Source organism: Chitinophaga sp. CF418, from assembly GCF_900142925.1.
In the GTDB taxonomy this organism is placed as follows: domain Bacteria; phylum Bacteroidota; class Bacteroidia; order Chitinophagales; family Chitinophagaceae; genus Chitinophaga.
This window is the reverse complement of the sequence record NZ_FRCN01000013.1, coordinates 51880-69089: the sequence shown is the minus strand read 5'-3', so window position 1 is coordinate 69089 and position 17210 is coordinate 51880. Positions and strand designations below refer to the sequence as shown.

The following is a 17210-nucleotide window of genomic DNA, read 5'->3' as shown; positions in this document are numbered from 1 at the left end:
AAGTCGCTTCGTCATAAAACGGAGCGACTTTTTTAATATCATTTATCTTTTCGTGGCATTATACTTGACAATATACCTATGCTTATAAAAATGAATGGAAAGCAGGCCGCAGGCTGACAAATTGGCCACTTTCCCGATTAAACTACGCAGATGAATAGATTCTATTTTGCAAACTCGGAAGAAGAAATGGAGTTCATGCCGATTATCCCTTTGAATGAAGAGAATGATGGCCTGGAAGACGAGAAAATACCTGATGAACTGGCATTACTGCCACTAAGAAATACTGTACTTTTCCCTGGAGTGGTATTGCCAATTACAGTTGGCAGGGATAAATCCATAAAGGCAGTGAACGATGCCTATAAGGCAGACAAACTGATAGGGGTTGTAGCGCAAAAAGATAGTACCATAGAAGATCCCAACCTGGTCGATCTTACCGACGTAGGTACTGTTGCCCGTATCGTTAAGCTCATTAAAATGCCGGATGGTGGCACCACAATCATTATACAGGGACGCAAACGTTTTAAGATCAGTGAAATAGTGACGGAAGATCCTTATTTCAAGGCCCGCATAGAATTGCTGCAGGATGAAATAGTGACAGATGATCCGGAATTTGACGCCTACATTTCTTCCATTAAAGACCTGGCAGGTCAGATCATCCAGTTATCACCGAACCTGCCCTCCGAAGCCAGTATCATCCTGAAGAACATTGAAAATGAATCCTTCCTGGTACACTTCGTATCCTCCAATCTGAACTGTGACCTGAAAGACAAACAGCAACTGCTCGAGATCAATAACCTGCGCACCCGCGCGGAATTGCTTCTGAAATTATTGCAGGTGGAACTGCAGCTGGCAGAGCTGAAAAATAAGATCACCAATAAAACCAAAGCAGATCTTGACAAGCAACAGCGGGAATACTTCCTTCAGCAACAGCTCAAATCCATTAAGGAAGAGCTGGGAGGAGATGCCAATGACCGTGAAGTCAAGGAATTGCAGCGCAAGGCGGAAAAGAAGCAATGGACAGAAGCTGCCGCTGACTTATTCCGCAAAGGCATTGAAAAGCTGGAGCGTATGCATCCCAGCACGCCAGATTATTCCGTGGTGTACAATCACCTGGACCTGATGCTGGACCTGCCCTGGAAAGAATATACTGAAGACAGCTATGACCTGAAAAAGGCGAAAAAGATCCTGGACAATGACCATTATGGTATGGACAAGATCAAGGAACGCATTCTCGAATACCTTGCCGTCCTCAAACTGAAAGGAGATATGAAGTCTCCGATCCTCTGTTTTGTTGGTCCTCCGGGTATTGGTAAAACGTCCCTGGGTCGTTCCATTGCCAGCGCCATTGGTCGTAAATACGTACGACTGAGCCTTGGTGGTCTGCATGACGAAAGTGAGATCAGGGGCCACCGTAAAACATATATCGGTGCTATGCCCGGTCGTGTATTACAGTCCATCCGCAAAGTGAAAACTTCCAACCCTGTCATGATCCTCGATGAGATCGACAAGATCGGTAATGATCACCGCGGAGACCCAAGTTCCGCTATGCTGGAAGTATTGGACCCTGAACAGAACGGTACTTTCTACGACAACTACCTCGAGCTGGAATACGACCTGAGCAAGGTACTGTTTATCGCTACCGCGAATAATATTAACGCTATTAACCCTGCTCTTCGCGACAGGCTGGAGATCATAGATTTAAGTGGTTATTCCATAGAAGAAAAAGTGGAGATCGCTAAGCGCCACCTGATACCAAAACAGAAGGATGCACATGGTCTGAAAACGCTGAAAATGCGTATCAGCAACAACATCGTCGAAAGAGTGATCCAGGATTATACCCGTGAAAGCGGTGTTCGTGAACTGGACAGGCAATTCGCCTCTATCATGCGTTCCATTGCCAAAGATGTGGCGCTGGAAGAGGAGATCCCTGAAAGCCTGACAGAAGAGCATATAGAGGAAATACTGGGTAAGTCCCGGTACTCCAATGAGATCTACAAAGTGGGCAACCCGGCAGGTGTGGCTGTAGGACTGGCCTGGACCTATGTAGGAGGGGACATCCTCTTCATCGAGACCAGCCTAAGTGAAGGTAAAGGTGAGCTGAGGCTGACCGGTAACCTGGGTAACGTGATGAAGGAATCCGTGAGTACAGCCCTTAGCTACCTGCATGCACATGCCAAGGAATTCAAGATCGATCCTAAGCTGTTCAACCAGCGCAATGTCCATGTACACGTTCCGGAAGGAGCAGTGCCCAAGGATGGCCCAAGTGCCGGTATCACTATGCTAACGGCCCTAACGTCTGCATTTACAGGCAGAAAGGTTAAATCCTACCTGGCTATGACAGGTGAGATCACCCTCCGCGGACAGGTATTGCCGGTAGGAGGTATCAAGGAAAAAATACTGGCTGCCAAAAGAGCAGGTATTAAGGAAATTATCCTCTGCTGGCAGAATGAAAAGGATATCAAAGAAATAAATCCTGACTATATCAAAGGATTAAAGTTCCATTTTGTAAAAGAAATGAACCAAGTGATCGATATAGCGTTATTAAAGAAGTAACATTTCCCTGCCAGCCTTTTAACAGTTGTGGCTGGCAATGGATACTAATGTTGATTGTTTTAAGGGTTTGGGAATGCCATATGTGTAGCATATGGCATTCCTGTTTATAAGCATCAGCCAATCTGCCGATAACAGATTGGCTTTGGTGTTTTATAACCTATTATTATTTAGTTTTATGCCTCTTTATGAGGAAAAACATCATTGCGCTGCTGATTGCGCTCCCGTACCTCTGCCTTTCTATGTCAACCGCCAGTGCCCAGGTACTGGGAGGAAAGAGCGTATTTTCCTTTCTTGATCTACCCGTTTCCCCTCAAATAGCTGCCCTGGGTGGCTCCAACACTAGCTTACAGAATAATGATATTGCCCTGTCTGCGCTCAACCCTGCATTATTAAGGGAAAGCATGCACCAGCATTTGCAGTTGAATTACACCAATTACTTCGCAGATGTACAATATGCCCATGCGTTGTTTGGCTACCACCTGGAGAAGTATGGAACCACGCTTGCCGGCAGCGTGCAATACATTGACTACGGCAGCGTCACACAGACAGATGCAGCAGGCAACATTCTTGGGAATTTCAAGCCCAGAGACATGGCTTTCCAACTGACGGCCTCCCGCAGATACCTGGAGCGATGGTACTATGGCATCAGCATCCAGTATGTTCAATCTTCCTATCAGCAATACGGCGCCTCCGGCTTGGCATTCCATGTAGGACTGAACTACCAGGATACAGCTCACCACTGGCAGGCCGGCCTTGTAATACGTAATATGGGCGCACAACTAAAAGCCTATACAAAAGACAACCAGGAACCTCTACCATTTGATCTGCAGATCGGAGTCTCAAAAAAACTGGACAACCTTCCCCTGCAATTCTCCGCTACTATACACCATGTACATCAGTTTGACGTCCGTTATGCTGATCCGAATTTTCAGGAAGGTACCATCACCTATGATGGAGACACCACCACCAATGGCAATACCGCCGACAAGATCTTCCGGCACTTCATACTCGCTGCACAATGGGAGATAGGCCGTTATATAGAACTGACAGCATCTTACAACCATCTCCGCAGACAAGAATTGGGGTTACCACAACAGAAGGGGATGAGTGGTTTTGCAGGAGGGATTGGTATTATCACCCGCAAGCTGCAATTAAGATATACACGCTCCTGGTATCAACGCAGCGAAGCCTTGAATCAGCTGGGTATTAATGTGCCATTGATGGAATGGAGATATTAAGGGCAAAAAAAACGGGACTACAGACGCATCTGTAATCCCGAAAAAAATATAACAACAACTACTATTCTTCCAACTGTCTCTTATACAACTGTATCGTATTCTCCAATCCGAAATAAAGCGCATCACACACCAGCGCATGCCCGATAGACACTTCTTTCAGCTGAGGAATATGCAGCTTAAAGAACCTTAAGTTATCAAGATTAAGATCATGCCCTGCGTTAAGATCCAATCCAATCGCCGTAGCTGCGCGGGCAGTATTCTTATAATCATTGAACAGCTGAAGATTCTGTGGCTGTGTACGTGCACGCTCATATTCTTCTGCATAAGGACCGGTATAAAGTTCAATACGGTCCGCACCAGCCGTCTTTGCCGCTTCCACTTTATCTACTTCAGCATTCAGGAATATAGACACACGGATACCTGCAGCCTTTAAAGTACCGATCACCTCACGGAGGAAAGACTGGTTTTTAATAGTATCCCAGCCGGTATTGGAAGTAATGGCATCAGGTGGATCTGGTACCAGCGTAGCCTGATGAGGCTTTACAGAAAGCACAAGGTCCATAAAGTCTTTCGAAGGATATCCTTCAATGTTGAATTCCGTTTTTACCAGCGGCTTTAGGTCTCTTACGTCCTGGTAGCGGATATGCCGTTCATCCGGTCTCGGATGTACGGTGATACCATCTGCGCCGAAGCGCTCACAGTCCTGCGCTACTTTTAATATATCCGGCATATTACCACCACGCGCATTGCGGAGAGTGGCAAATTTGTTGATGTTTACGCTTAGCTTGGTCATAATGCAAAATTAGTGGAATTACGTGGATAGTACATCGTGATAGATGAAGGGGAAAGTAACTAAAAAGCAAATAGCCCATAACTATCACAGTTATGGGCTATTACTAATATAGTGATTAATCAGATTAGTATCTGTAGTAATCTGGTTTGTATGGGCCTTCAGCAGGAATGTTCAGGTAGGATGACTGTGTAGGAGTCAGAACATCCAGTTCAACACCGATCTTCTTCAGGTGCAGACGGGCAACTTTCTCATCCAGGTGTTTAGGCAGTACGTAAACTTTGTTTTCGTATTTGTCTGTATGCTGCCACAGTTCCAGCTGAGCCAGTACCTGGTTGGTGAAGGAGTTACTCATCACGAATGATGGGTGACCGGTAGCGCAACCCAGGTTTACCAGGCGGCCTTCAGCCAGCAGGATGATGTCTTTACCGTCGATGGTATATTTATCTACCTGAGGTTTGATCTCAACTTTGGTGTTACCATAGTTCTTGTTCAGCCAGGCAACATCAATTTCGATATCGAAGTGACCGATGTTGGAAACGATACACTTGTCTTTCATCAGTTTGAAGTGTTCGCCAGTGATGATATCGCGGCAACCGGTGGTGGTTACGATGATATCAGCCTCTTTCACTGCATCATTCATTTTCTTCACTTCATAACCTTCCATAGCAGCCTGCAGGGCGCAGATAGGATCGATCTCAGTAACGATTACGCGGGCGCCTGCACCTCTCAGGGATTCAGCAGAACCTTTACCTACATCACCGAAACCGGCAACAACTGCAACTTTACCAGCGATCATTACGTCTGTAGCACGACGGATAGCGTCTACACAGGATTCACGGCAACCATATTTGTTATCAAATTTGGATTTGGTAACAGAGTCATTGATATTGATAGCAGGAATAGGCAGAGTACCATGCTGCATACGCTCATACAGACGGTGAACACCGGTAGTGGTTTCTTCACTCAGACCTTTCACGTGCTGGATCAACTCAGGATATTTATCAAATACCATGTTGGTCAGATCGCCACCATCGTCCAGGATCATGTTCAATGGACGGTCCTGGCTACCGAAGAACAGGGTTTGTTCAATACACCAGTCAAATTCCTTTTCATTCAGACCTTTCCAGGCAAACACAGGCACTCCTGCAGCAGCGATGGCAGCAGCAGCGTGATCCTGGGTAGAGAAGATATTGCAGGAGCTCCAGCGAACCTCAGCACCCAGGTGAACCAGGGTTTCTATCAGTACGGCGGTCTGGATGGTCATGTGCAGACATCCGGCAATACGGGCGCCCTGTAAAGGCTTGGAATTGCCGTATTCTTCCCTCAGAGACATCAAACCCGGCATTTCGGCTTCCGCAAGTTCAATTTCTTTACGTCCCCACTCGGCCAGAGACATATCTTTTACCTTGTAAGCAAGGGTAAAGTCAATGTTAGAATTAGCTATTGTAGACATTATTACTTGTTTTGTGCAAATCTACCGTTATTTTATGGGTTTAAACTATGCATTTGTTCTTTTTTTGCCTAGCCAAACAGAACAACAGTGCTTTTATAAGGCAGTTAACCTCACAGGGTTGCTAAAAATATGTTATGACACCGTTTTAGCATAAGCATAATAAAATTTTCCACTATAAATGTGGATTTATAATTTATTGAGCACTAGTACTTCACGATAGTTATCCACATTTGATGATACAACATATTCACAGAATATATAAATTTGTTTGTATAAGTATGAAAATATAAATATGTTTGTATCTTATATATATGTATTGTCTTTTATTTTATCAGATAATACTGTAGGTGGTTCCCAGAAATGGGATGGTGTGAATTGTTTGATGCGAACTACCAAAAAATGCTGCACATCACTATGCGCAGGCCAACCATCTTTATTGAGCAGTGACTTTTTTTAAAGTATTTGATGGATCATTACAACTTTACACAGATTACTATGTCTAAGCTTCCCAATCCTATGAAACGCAGTTCCATTGCAGCGTTACGTAAATTGCCGAATGCCCTCTGCAAAATCGTACTGCCATTACTATTACTGCTGATCTGCAGTGAGATAAATGCGCAGACTGTTAAAGCTGTGATCAATCCTACCGGTGGTACTCCTTCAGCCAATGACCTGAAGATTGAGGTACTTAGTGACGGTGGAATTAAGGTCACGCGGAAAGGATTATTAGAAAGTTATATCAGGACAGATAGCTCTCAGGGTATGAGAGCTTTTTTAGATTTTAAGAATAGCTCTTATCTGGTTCCGCCAAACCTGAAAAGTCCTGCTATCTGTTACATTTCACCTGTATCAGGTACCGGTGAATACTGGGATCCTTACAAGGTACATATCGTAGGTACTATCCTCGATAAATATAAAAACTATCCCACCGGACAAACCGGTACGGTAACCATTATCGTGTCTTATGTGAAGAATACCAATTATTTCTTCATGGACTACGTATTGCACCTGCCGCAGACCAGCGGCTTCACGAAGGCATTGCTGTATCAGTCAGAGCAGGTTGTAATGGGCGCCGCCGCCGGCGATGATCCTGATGCTGCCAGTACCTGTGCCTATGGTTTCATGAGTGCTGATGGTACTACCGTTGGTGTATACCGTGATGCCAGCTGCGCCCTGACGCCGGAAGCGCCCAGAAGCCATGTATATCGCTCACTGAGGAAGTTCGATTCCTGGGAGGTTTCTCTTCCCGGCCATCGTTTCTATATAAATGATGCAGGTTACTTCCCTTATAATACTGTTGCCGGCGGTATTGACGGAAACGCCCGTTCTATGGGCATCATGAAACAGTTAGGCGCTGTGTTCCGTGATGGAAGCCTGGATCCCGACCCGATGAACTTTAAAACATATCGCCTTCTTTCCGGATATGGAACGAGTATGACAGAGTTCGATACCGTTGCGGCGATGAAAGATACCATCCCTGTTCCGGGATTTGCGGCAGTGAATATCAAATTCTCCAACGGTACCTTATCCGGCAACGAAGGAAATACTGCTGACGGAGAAACGCCGGCACAAGGCCTTACCCTGACAGTATCCGGAGGTAAACTGAATGCACCTGCCTACGTATTGGTAAAGTATGACCCCGCGTATGCTTCCAACTATTCACATCCGGCTGTACCTGGAACAGACTTTACCCTGACTCAGGAAGCTTTCCTCGTACCTGCGGGCGACTATACCACGCCTAAGAACGTGACTATTCCTAACCTGCATGTGATCGGAAATGACCAGTTACAATACAGCCGTACCCTTCGTCTCAAACTGGTAAGTACCTGTACTTCCCTGTTAAGCATCTCCGGAACTTCCGAAGTGGATTATACCATTGTGGATGATGAGCCGAGAACGCTGACAATGAATATTGACAGCACCTCCCTGTACGAAGGGAATTCTTCAAAGGCAAGGATCACTATGCCAATCGGTATTACTTGTCCGGAAGATATCGTGATCACTTTCTCCCGCGTTGGAACATCAACAGCAGGAGATACAGACTACGTTGTACCTGCTAATGTTGTAATACCTGCTAACCAGACAGGAACACCAATATTCACTTTCGCTGCGAAAGCAGATAGAGTGCTGGAAAACACAGAAAACCTGTCCCTGAAATTCCAGGGTACCATCTTAGGTATCGGTGTTGCCAGCCAGAAAGATCTGCAGATAAAAGACAGTACCTTCCTGAACCCTGCTTACTCACAGATCCAGGCTGACTGTATCTCTCCCGATACCGTACGACCTGTGCCTGAAGGCTATAGCGGTTATCTTGGTCTGCACCTTCCTCCGGGAGTAACTACAGAAGTTACCATTACCATGCAGGAGATCTACGTGGATTGGGACAATGCTACTGCGGAAGATCAGGTAGACTTTGACCTGAACTATTATTCCGGTCTGGAATTCAAGATAACACCGGGTACTACAGTTACCAAAGTGCCTTTCACCGTTTTTGCAGATAAACTGATAGAAGGTCCTACACCTGAATATTTTGACCTGGATATAGTAGCAATGGATGACGTAGGCGCTGGTCGTGTATATAACTATACCGGTCCGCAGATAACTATCAGAGACGTAGATGCCGACAGTTCCAATAAAGTGATCCTGACAGCTACGCCAACAACTATTAAAGAAGGAGATGCCGGTGCTACTGTAACAGTATCATTGCCACCGGGTGTTACTTCTTTGTATGATATTCCAGTAGTTATTGCAAAAGGTCCAAGCTCAATAGCAACAGACGCTGATCTGGTAAGCGCATTACCAACCAGTGTAGTGATCAAAAAAGGACAGAACTCCGTATCCTTCCCGGCTAAAGTAATTGCGCAAAGCGACAATGTACTGGAGAATGACGAAAGCCTGTGGATCGTAACCAAACCTAACGGATTCACCATAGACTCTTCCCTGATCACCATCCAGGATGCTACAGGAGACGTTGCAGGTAACAAGGATATGAAGATCGAACTGGTGACGCCTACTTTAAAAGAAGGTAGCAACAGTGGTATCAGGATTAGTTTTGTAAATACAACAGTTACTGCACAGGATCCGATCTCTATTACTTTATCACACGATGCTTCTTCTGCAGCAGCAGCTACTGATTATAACGTACCTGCTACCATTACGCTGCCAGCCGGTCTGAATACATATACTATCACCGGCGGCTTCACTGCTGTCAGCGATAAGATCTTTGAAGCAGATGAAGCGGTAACCCTCACAGGGGTAGCTACTACTCTTCCTGGTCTGACAGTAAGCGGTTTCAGCGGATTGATCCAGGATGCTACCGGAGATGATCCTGCAAATAAACAGATCACCGTTACGTCCAGTCATCCGGAAATGGATGAAGGCGGCACTGGTTATAGCTTTACTTTCAGCCTGCCTGCAGGTTTCACAACAGAAGTGCCTATCGATATCACACCGGCGCTTGTACCGCCATCTACTGCTGCTACGGATGATTATACCTTAGCTACCACTCCACTTACACTGACCAGCGGTAATAGCGTAACGACAGGAGTAACAATTGCAGCAGATGTTGTGGTAGAAGGAGATGAAAATATGGTACTCGGTGGTACAGCTACTTCTCCGGCCATTACCGGTTTGACAGTAGTACCAGCCACCGTGATCATCAAGGATAAAACAAAGATCTCCGGACCGAAAGTTACTACAGACATAACAGATATCGTTGAAGGTGGGGCAGGCGCGTTTATCACCATTACCTTACCATCAGGTACAGTGCCTTCCACACCATTGACTGTTAACCTGACAAGAGGACTCAGTTCTGAGGCTGTTGCCGGCTTTACCGGTCTGCCGCAAACAGTTACACTGAGTGGTAACTCTGTTACTATTCCGGTGCCTGTAGCTGCCAGCATGGATAACATACTGAATGATAATGAGAAACTGGTAGTGATAGTAGAAACAGAAGGTTATCCGAAAGATTCAATAACACTCAACATGATTGATGTTACTGCAAATGATCCGGCAAACCTGAAGATCACCCTCACACCGCAACCAGCCAGCCAGGGCAACCGTGTAAAAGAAGGTGTTCCGTATACGGTGCGTGCCAGCCTGCCTCCGGGAGTGACGCCATATAAACCGGTATTGTTGTCGGTATATGCAACATCAGCTTCGGAAACCGTGCCTGCAGATTACACCGGATTGCCTACCAGCTTCACGCTGAATCCGGCAGTAGGGTATGCAGACTTCACGATTACACCAACGGCAGACAAGATTATTGAGAGTCCGGAACTGCTGCAGTTCACCGGTAGTGCGACCCTGATGCCGAGTTTAGTGATCGACACGCTGGACCTTTATATAGATGATGCTACCATCAGTGACCCGACTAAAGCGGCACTTCAAATATCATTCGATTCTACCGCCATCACCAAGGGCGGTGGCGCAACAAAAGTAACGATCGGTTTTGCTGATCCTGCAGTGATAACAACGCTTCCTATCACGATCAGCGTTACACCAGATCCTTCTTCTACTGCCGATATCACTAACTATGTGGGTTTGCCAACAACAGTGACTATCGCAAAAGACAGCAGCAAGGTTACCTTCTTCCTGAGTGTACCAAACAACTACAAACTGGAAGGAACGACAATACTACAGTTTGCCGCCAGTGCTACAGGCTTCAGCTTTCTACAGGTACCGCCGCTGAACATCCTGGAAATAGCAGGAGCGGCGCTGACAATAGAGAAAGTAAGTGACGCAGCAGAACCATCAACAGATGGCGCATTTATTATCAAAATGCCCGTTGTTTCCACTTCAGATGTTACTGTAAGTTATAGAGCAATATATGGCAGCACGAATATCGATCCGCTTCCTACATCGGTAGTTATTCCGGCCGGTTCTCAGGAACTGACGGTACCTGTTCGTATCAAAGATGACCTGATCCTGCAGGGCGATCAGACATTAAGGATAACACTGACAAACGCTGTTGCGGATAATGGAGGTAACCCTATCAACATGACAGTGGATATTACGCCTGTGTTAATAGCGGTAGGAGATGATGAAAATGCTACTACCGGTCCGAAAGCAACAGCCCGTCAGATATTAATAGAAAGGATGAGCGATGCGACCCAGCCATCTACTGCAGGTTCATTCAGGATCCGCTTTAATGACTCAACACTGGTAGCATCAGACAACGTAAAGGTGATCTATAACCTTGGAGGTACAGCTTCGCAGGGAACTGACTATAATATATTACCTGGATATGCGATCATTCCGAAAGGACAGAGCATGGTTTATGTGGATGTATCACCTGCCGGTATCCATTATGCAGGACCAGATGTAACAGTACAATCTACATTAACAGACGCTACTTCTTCACTGCCTAATGTAACCTGGACATTTGTCAGCAATCCGGTAGCAACACTGATCATCTATAACCATAATATCGATACACCTACTGTAAACCTGTTTGCTGCTACCAGCCAGATCACAGAAGGACAGGAAGTTGAGTTTGTGGTAAGGTTGAGCAGGTCTATTACAGTAGATCTGCCTGTAACCCTCGATATTACCAATGACATTTACAGAACACTTACACTTTCAGGTGGCACCGTAAATGGTAAGAGCATTGAGGTAACGGTACCGAAAGGTATGCAGGAGACACGCTTTAAAGTGAAAGTAGACAACAATGAACTGAGTGATGATGATGGATGGATCAAGGCCGCAGTAAGGGATTATGATCCGCTCAGCGCTAAACCTCCTTACTACACCGGTCTGGCAAGTGAAGTGACCAACTCAGTGGGAGACGATGATTCATTGAAACTGACCTTTACAGACAGCCGTTATGCTGTGAAAGTGGCGTTCGATACCATTGGTCAGCCATTGCCGTTCAAGCTTCATTTGAACCGCGCCAGCTCACGTATCATCACTGTATACTACGAGTTCTATACACCGGCGGCAACTGAGATCCCTGCTAATACACTGGCAGCGACTCCGGTGAAAGACTACGATAATACAGTATCGCCGGTACTGATATTACCAGGTGTAACTGATATTGATATACCGGTATTGGTAAACAGTGTGGAGAAGGATAAGATCTTCGGTATGCGTCTGCTGAGAGCGACCGTATCGTCCAACCAGCATCCGCCAACCCTGGATTCTATCGTTACCGCAACTGGTCTGATCCAGATATGTATGGAGTGTGATGTGGATGGTGATGGAGTACCGGATTATGTAGAGCGCTTTATCACTGACGGCAGATGGAAGGATGATAATAAAGGCAACCTGCGTGTACATCCTGCAATGTCTCCGAACAATGATGGATTGGGTAATGATGTGATGCAGATTGAGAACATTGAAAAATATCCGGGTAACGAAGTAACCGTATTTAACCGTTGGGGTGGTACTGTATTCACCACGAAGAACTATAACAACCAGACGAACAACTTTAATGGTAAGGGAAATGCAGGTGGGGCTAAAGGCCAGGATGTTCCGGATGGTTCTTACTTCTTCATCATCCATACTACGGATGCAAATGGTAATAAGCAACGTTACACTGGATTCATTGTAATAAAAAGATAGCGATGACTGCCAAGAAGAAAATCCTTTTAAATCTACTCATAGCTGCTGCATGTTATGTACCGGCGAAGGCTCAGCAGAGTCCTATCTATTCCCAGTATATGCTGAACGGGATTGTGATCAATCCTGCTTATGCCAGTACGGATGAATCAGCCAGTTTAACAGTAGTAGGACGTAATCAGTGGGTAGGAGTGGATGGAGCGCCTAAAACAGCCACAATGTCGTTTTATACGCCGTTGAATCAAAAAGGAACCAGTATTGGTTTCTCGGCTATGAGGGAATCGATCACTGTACAGACACGTACCGACTATAACATGCTGGCTGCGCAGAAGGTATCGCTGAACGAAACTTTGCAGCTGGCCCTGGGGTTACAGGCCGGTATGTCACAGTATAATGAAAAGAATAGTGAACTGACCACTACAGACCCGACATTCGCTTCTAATCTGAGCTATTGGAAGACGCAGGTAGGATTTGGCTTCGCTCTTTTTTCCGAGAATTTTTACCTCGGTTTATCTGCGCCCAACTTTAAAAGTTTTGATATGGGCAACAGTGTAAATAAAGTGAAGACAATTTCACACTATTATATGCAGGCAGCATATGCAGCAAGAGTAAATGACGATGTGCTGGTAAAACCATCCATATTGTTGAGACAGGCGAAAGGGACTGGCTTGCAGTATGATATCAACACAAGTGTATTGCTGAAGGAAATAGTTTGGCTGGGCGCTTCCTGGCGTTCGGAGAAAACTGTGACAGGTTTGGTACAGGTGAGAGTAGGACCCTATTTCCAGTTTGGTTACTCTTATGATACGCCGATGTCGTCAAACCTGAAAGGAGCACAGACAGTATCACATGAACTCATGCTGAATCTGCGTTTCGGATGGAGTAGCGATCATGAAATTCTGCCGCGTGTCTTCTAATTCATGAGCTTATATTACCGAAAACACATACTGATTTATCATTTTCCCGCATTACAAATGCGGGAATTTTTTTTGCCCTCATACTTTATTGATAATGAACGAATAGTGAAGGTTTTCTTCTTTTTTGGAAAAAGGCTGGGGCTAAAAACCATGTTTAAACATTTATCGTATGTATGTATAGATAGGTGAAGAGGGATAATAATATTTTCCGGATACACCTGAAGAATTTTAATTAGAAAAGTTGTGTCTTTTAATGGTTAACTTGGGAAACAGCCTGGTATTTTTACCAGGCTGGATTTTTTTATAGCGGTTTCCTCATTACGTAGTCTTTCATCCAGTAATCGTTACCAATATTGGTATCTTTCTCTTTCAGGATGGTAAAACCCTGTTTTTCGTAAAAGAATCTTGCCTTATTATCTCTTTTCACATCCAGTTCCAGGGCGGTGGCATTTGCAGCTTTTACCCGTTCAATTACACTTTCAAGCAGGAACCTGCCTACACCTTTCCCCTGGTAATCGCCATGCACGTATATCTTCTGCAGTTTATATATGCCCGGTTCTTCAGTAGTGCTGTAGGATGCAAAACCAATAGCTCGCTGGTCATCATACAACAGCAGGAACTCATGTTGTTTTTCTGTTATCTGGCTGCTCAGTGAAGCCGTGCTGTACATCATTCCTATCATATATTCCAGCTGTTCCGGTGTCATGAGGTCTTTATAGGTAGGCCTCCAGATCTCGTCTGTCAGTTGCTGTATGAGTGGAATATCGTTTATCGTAGCTGTTCTTATCTGGTACATAATTAATTTAGCGTATAATTGTTTATGCCTTTCCGTTAATTTTTTCTATTACCTCCAGCAAGCGCTCTATAGGTGTATATCCTTTGGCGATCAGGAAGTACTCATTTCCATTATCCAGGATAGCTGCCGGGAAACCTGTGATACCCCATTGCTCTACCTGTTTAAACTCCTGGACAGTATCATACCTGTTGGCATCTTCTTTCATTTTATCCAGGAATTCTTCTACGGGGAGCTGATATTTTGATAATAGCTGGCGATAGGTATCATCCTCATTCAGGCTCTTGCCCTCGTAGTTTAAAGCCAGTTGCATATCATGTGCGAAGGATAGCGCTTTAGCGGGCTGGTATTGTTTGAAGACGGTGAGCGCAATGCTGGGTTTCTCTGAATCCATGATATCATCCGTATGCAGATATTCTTCCAGGAATGCCGGTCCGAATTTAACACCAGTGACTGCCTCTACCTGTTTATGGGCCTGGCTGATGTAGCTGTACATAGCTGATGCCGGCCTGCGATTGGCGCTGAGGAACATGCCTCCGGAAAGGACCTCAACTTCCATTTCGTTCCCGAATTGCTGTAGTAAATTCTCTATAACAGGTGTAAAGCCATAACACCACCCACAGAGGGCGTCATATATATAGATCAGTTTCATGCACGTTGTTTAGTTGGCAACTCTCGATATCGTTATTTTTTCTTCCGGCTGATGAAGGCTTCCAGTTCTGCGGCACTGAAGCTGCTCAGGTTATGAGCTGCGGTTAATCCGCCTTTACGTGCGGCCAGCGTGCCGTAATAAATATCATGGAATCCGTCTGTACTGTGCGCATCCGGATCAATGGACAGCAATACATTTTTCTCCAGGGCATAAGGTATCCATTCCCAGTCGATGTCCAGCCTGCGTGGATGTGCATTGATCTCAATCACTACATTGTTGGCAGCGCATGCATCAATGATCTGTTGATGATTTACCGGGTAACCGTTACGGCTCAGCAGCAGTCGTCCGGTCATATGTCCGAGGATAGTGGTATATGGATTTTCGATTGCTTTCAGTAAGCGCGCCATGGCTTTTTCTTCGCTCATCTTCAGATTGGAGTGAACGGATGCAATAACCAGGTCGAATGTCGCCAGTATCTCATCGGGGTAATCCAGGCTGCCATCATTCAGAATATCTGCTTCAATACTCTTGAAGATACGGAAGGGCGCCAGTTGTTTATTCAGTTCATCTATCTCTGCGTGTTGTGCCTGTATCCTTTCTATACTGAGACCATTGGCATAAAATGCAGAGCGGGAGTGATCGCTGATAACGAGGTATTCAAAGCCCTGTTCTTTTGCTTTCAGGGCCATTTGCTGCAGGGTATGTTCACCATCGCTCCAGGTGCTGTGACTGTGGATGATGCCTTTAATATCCTTATGTGTGATCAGTGCAGGTAATTGCTTTTTAATGGCAAGGTCGATAGCTGCGCCGTTGCTGCGCAGGCATGGCTCAATATAATCCATGCCGGCCAGGCTGAAGATCTCAGTTTCTGCGGTGTTAGCCGGAGCATTATTCACATCGTATATGGCATTGAAACGTTCCAGGAACGAAGGGGAGGCCGTAGTGTTGAATAATGTTTTGCCGAAGTTTTCCGCTGTCGCGGGATAGATCCGGATCTTGATATGTTGTTCATGCTGCCCTAACAGGGAATCTTCTAAAGCAGTCAGCTGACTCAATACAGGCACCTGTCCCAGTTTTTCCAGCAGGGCAGGAGTGGGGAGGGCGGCAACCAGCTCTATTTCGTCGATGATGTTATCATTACGGCGGAACTGGCCTGTCAGGGACACAGTGGCAGGTGCCAGTAATTGCTGCAGTTCTTTTTCCAGGGACAGCGCGAGTGCTTCAGCCTGTGCATAGAGGTAGCGGCCCTGGTTGCTGAAGTAAAATTCGATGCTTTGTTTTACGGCATCCTGTGTTTTCGCGCCGAATCCTTTTAGGAGGGTCAGGCGGTTTTCATTACAGGCGTACAGTAATTCTCCCAGGGTTTCAGCTTCCAGTTCTTTCCAGATAGTCGCGATCTTTTTAGGGCCGAGACCTTTTATTTTCAGCATTTCAAGTATGCCTGGAGGTGTTTTTTGCAGGTATGTTTCGAGGGCTCCAAATTTTCCGGTACTCAGCATTTCCTGGATAGCTTTGCCGATAGAGTCGCCGATACCTTTTATTTTAGAGATCTCTTCCGGCGGTGTAACCTGTAGTTGCATAGGTAGTTTTTCAACAGTAAAGGCAGCGCTGGAAAAGGACTTTGCTTTGAAGCTATTATCTCCCTGGATGTCCATGAGTTTGGATATCAGGGAGAAGTTATCGGCGATGGCGTAGTTATCGAGCATAAATTGGATTGAAATGCGAATTTAATGGATCAAGTTGAAAACCGGGGGAAAGGTTGCTGCATTTCTGCCTGCCACAGGCGGGCTGGATGTTTGTAGCCCGGGATGCCACTCTGTGGACACATAACGGGATCATTCGCCGCAATCGGCTCCGTAGGTGCCGTGTTTGTAGCGCGGGGTGCCACCCCGTGGACACATAACGGGATCATTCGCTGCAATCGGCTCCGTAGGTGCCGTGCTTGTAGCGCGGGGTGCCACCCCGGGGACACATAACGGGATCATTCGCTGCAATCGGCTCCGTAGGTGCCGTGTGTTTGTAGCCCGGGGTTTCAACCCCGGGGACATGGACATGGTTATCGGGAAATTTAATGAGGCTGGGGTATAAATAAAAAAAGATCCTGGTGGTGACCAGGACCTTTTATTTTCACAGTTTGTAAAGTCGATCTTACAACTCTGGAGCGATTGGAGCTGCCGGAGCTGGAGGAGTTGCTGGTTTAGAGGTTTTTCTCTTAGCAGCAGCTTTCTTTTTAGGAGCAGCTTTCTTAGCAGC

9 protein-coding genes are annotated in these 17210 nt (G+C 45.8%); 4 read left to right on the top strand and 5 right to left on the bottom strand.

Annotated features, from left to right (window positions below; genetic code table 11):
- The first annotated feature begins 150 nt into the window (after positions 1 to 150).
- Together lon and porQ are read left to right on the top strand one after the other, a co-directional pair.
- Positions 151 to 2553, top strand: a complete 2403-nt coding sequence (lon, locus tag F3I09_RS25335; RefSeq protein WP_149697855.1) for an endopeptidase La — start codon at positions 151 to 153, stop codon at positions 2551 to 2553.
- Between the two features lie 185 nt (positions 2554 to 2738).
- Entirely contained in the window at positions 2739 to 3791 is a 1053-nt protein-coding gene (gene porQ / locus F3I09_RS25330) for a type IX secretion system protein PorQ (RefSeq protein ID WP_149697854.1), read from the top strand.
- Between the two features lie 61 nt (positions 3792 to 3852).
- On the opposite strand, the gene F3I09_RS25325 is transcribed toward porQ, so the two are convergent.
- Together F3I09_RS25325 and ahcY are read right to left on the bottom strand one after the other, a co-directional pair.
- On the bottom strand, positions 3853 to 4584 hold the full coding sequence (locus F3I09_RS25325) for a pyridoxine 5'-phosphate synthase (RefSeq protein ID WP_106603216.1): 732 nt from the start codon (positions 4582 to 4584) through the stop codon (positions 3853 to 3855).
- 124 nt (positions 4585 to 4708) lie between these two features.
- The gene (gene ahcY, locus F3I09_RS25320) at positions 4709 to 6037 is read right to left on the bottom strand and encodes an adenosylhomocysteinase (RefSeq protein WP_149697853.1); all 1329 of its coding nucleotides are present in this window, start codon (positions 6035 to 6037) and stop codon (positions 4709 to 4711) included.
- A 495-nt stretch (positions 6038 to 6532) separates the two neighbouring features.
- Here ahcY and F3I09_RS25315 point away from each other — a divergent pair, with 495 nt between their 5' ends.
- A complete protein-coding gene (locus tag F3I09_RS25315; protein ID WP_188133958.1) occupies positions 6533 to 12598 on the top strand; it encodes a gliding motility-associated C-terminal domain-containing protein in 6066 nt (2021 codons plus the stop codon).
- Positions 12599 to 12600: 2 nt separating this feature from the next.
- Positions 12601 to 13512 carry a type IX secretion system membrane protein PorP/SprF gene (locus F3I09_RS25310; RefSeq protein ID WP_149697851.1) on the top strand — a complete coding sequence of 304 codons (912 nt, stop codon included), beginning with the start codon at positions 12601 to 12603 and terminating at the stop codon, positions 13510 to 13512.
- Positions 13513 to 13813: 301 nt separating this feature from the next.
- On the opposite strand, the gene F3I09_RS25305 is transcribed toward F3I09_RS25310, so the two are convergent.
- From F3I09_RS25305 to F3I09_RS25295, 3 genes are read right to left on the bottom strand one after another with little or no spacing between them, the layout of a single operon-like run.
- Positions 13814 to 14308 (bottom strand): GNAT family N-acetyltransferase, encoded by a 495-nt coding sequence (locus F3I09_RS25305; protein WP_149697850.1) that lies wholly within the window; start codon positions 14306 to 14308, stop codon positions 13814 to 13816.
- 22 nt (positions 14309 to 14330) lie between these two features.
- A complete protein-coding gene (locus F3I09_RS25300; protein ID WP_149697849.1) occupies positions 14331 to 14957 on the bottom strand; it encodes a DsbA family protein in 627 nt (208 codons plus the stop codon).
- A gap of 32 nt (positions 14958 to 14989) precedes the next feature.
- Positions 14990 to 16663: a DNA polymerase/3'-5' exonuclease PolX gene (locus F3I09_RS25295; protein WP_149697848.1), complete on the bottom strand. Its 1674-nt coding sequence runs from the start codon at positions 16661 to 16663 to the stop codon at positions 14990 to 14992.
- Between the last annotated feature and the right edge of the window lie 547 nt (positions 16664 to 17210).

Excerpts from the sequence above, each read along its gene's own strand:
- lon (WP_149697855.1), top strand. The coding sequence starts at position 151 with ATGAATAGATTCTATTTTGCAAACTCGGAAGAAGAAATGGAGTTCATG.
- porQ (WP_149697854.1), top strand. The coding sequence starts at position 2,739 with ATGAGGAAAAACATCATTGCGCTGCTGATTGCGCTCCCGTACCTCTGC.
- F3I09_RS25325 (WP_106603216.1), bottom strand. The coding sequence starts at position 4,584 with ATGACCAAGCTAAGCGTAAACATCAACAAATTTGCCACTCTCCGCAAT.
- ahcY (WP_149697853.1), bottom strand. The coding sequence starts at position 6,037 with ATGTCTACAATAGCTAATTCTAACATTGACTTTACCCTTGCTTACAAG.
- F3I09_RS25315 (WP_188133958.1), top strand. The coding sequence starts at position 6,533 with ATGTCTAAGCTTCCCAATCCTATGAAACGCAGTTCCATTGCAGCGTTA.
- F3I09_RS25310 (WP_149697851.1), top strand. The coding sequence starts at position 12,601 with ATGACTGCCAAGAAGAAAATCCTTTTAAATCTACTCATAGCTGCTGCA.
- F3I09_RS25305 (WP_149697850.1), bottom strand. The coding sequence starts at position 14,308 with ATGTACCAGATAAGAACAGCTACGATAAACGATATTCCACTCATACAG.
- F3I09_RS25300 (WP_149697849.1), bottom strand. The coding sequence starts at position 14,957 with ATGAAACTGATCTATATATATGACGCCCTCTGTGGGTGGTGTTATGGC.
- F3I09_RS25295 (WP_149697848.1), bottom strand. The coding sequence starts at position 16,663 with ATGCTCGATAACTACGCCATCGCCGATAACTTCTCCCTGATATCCAAA.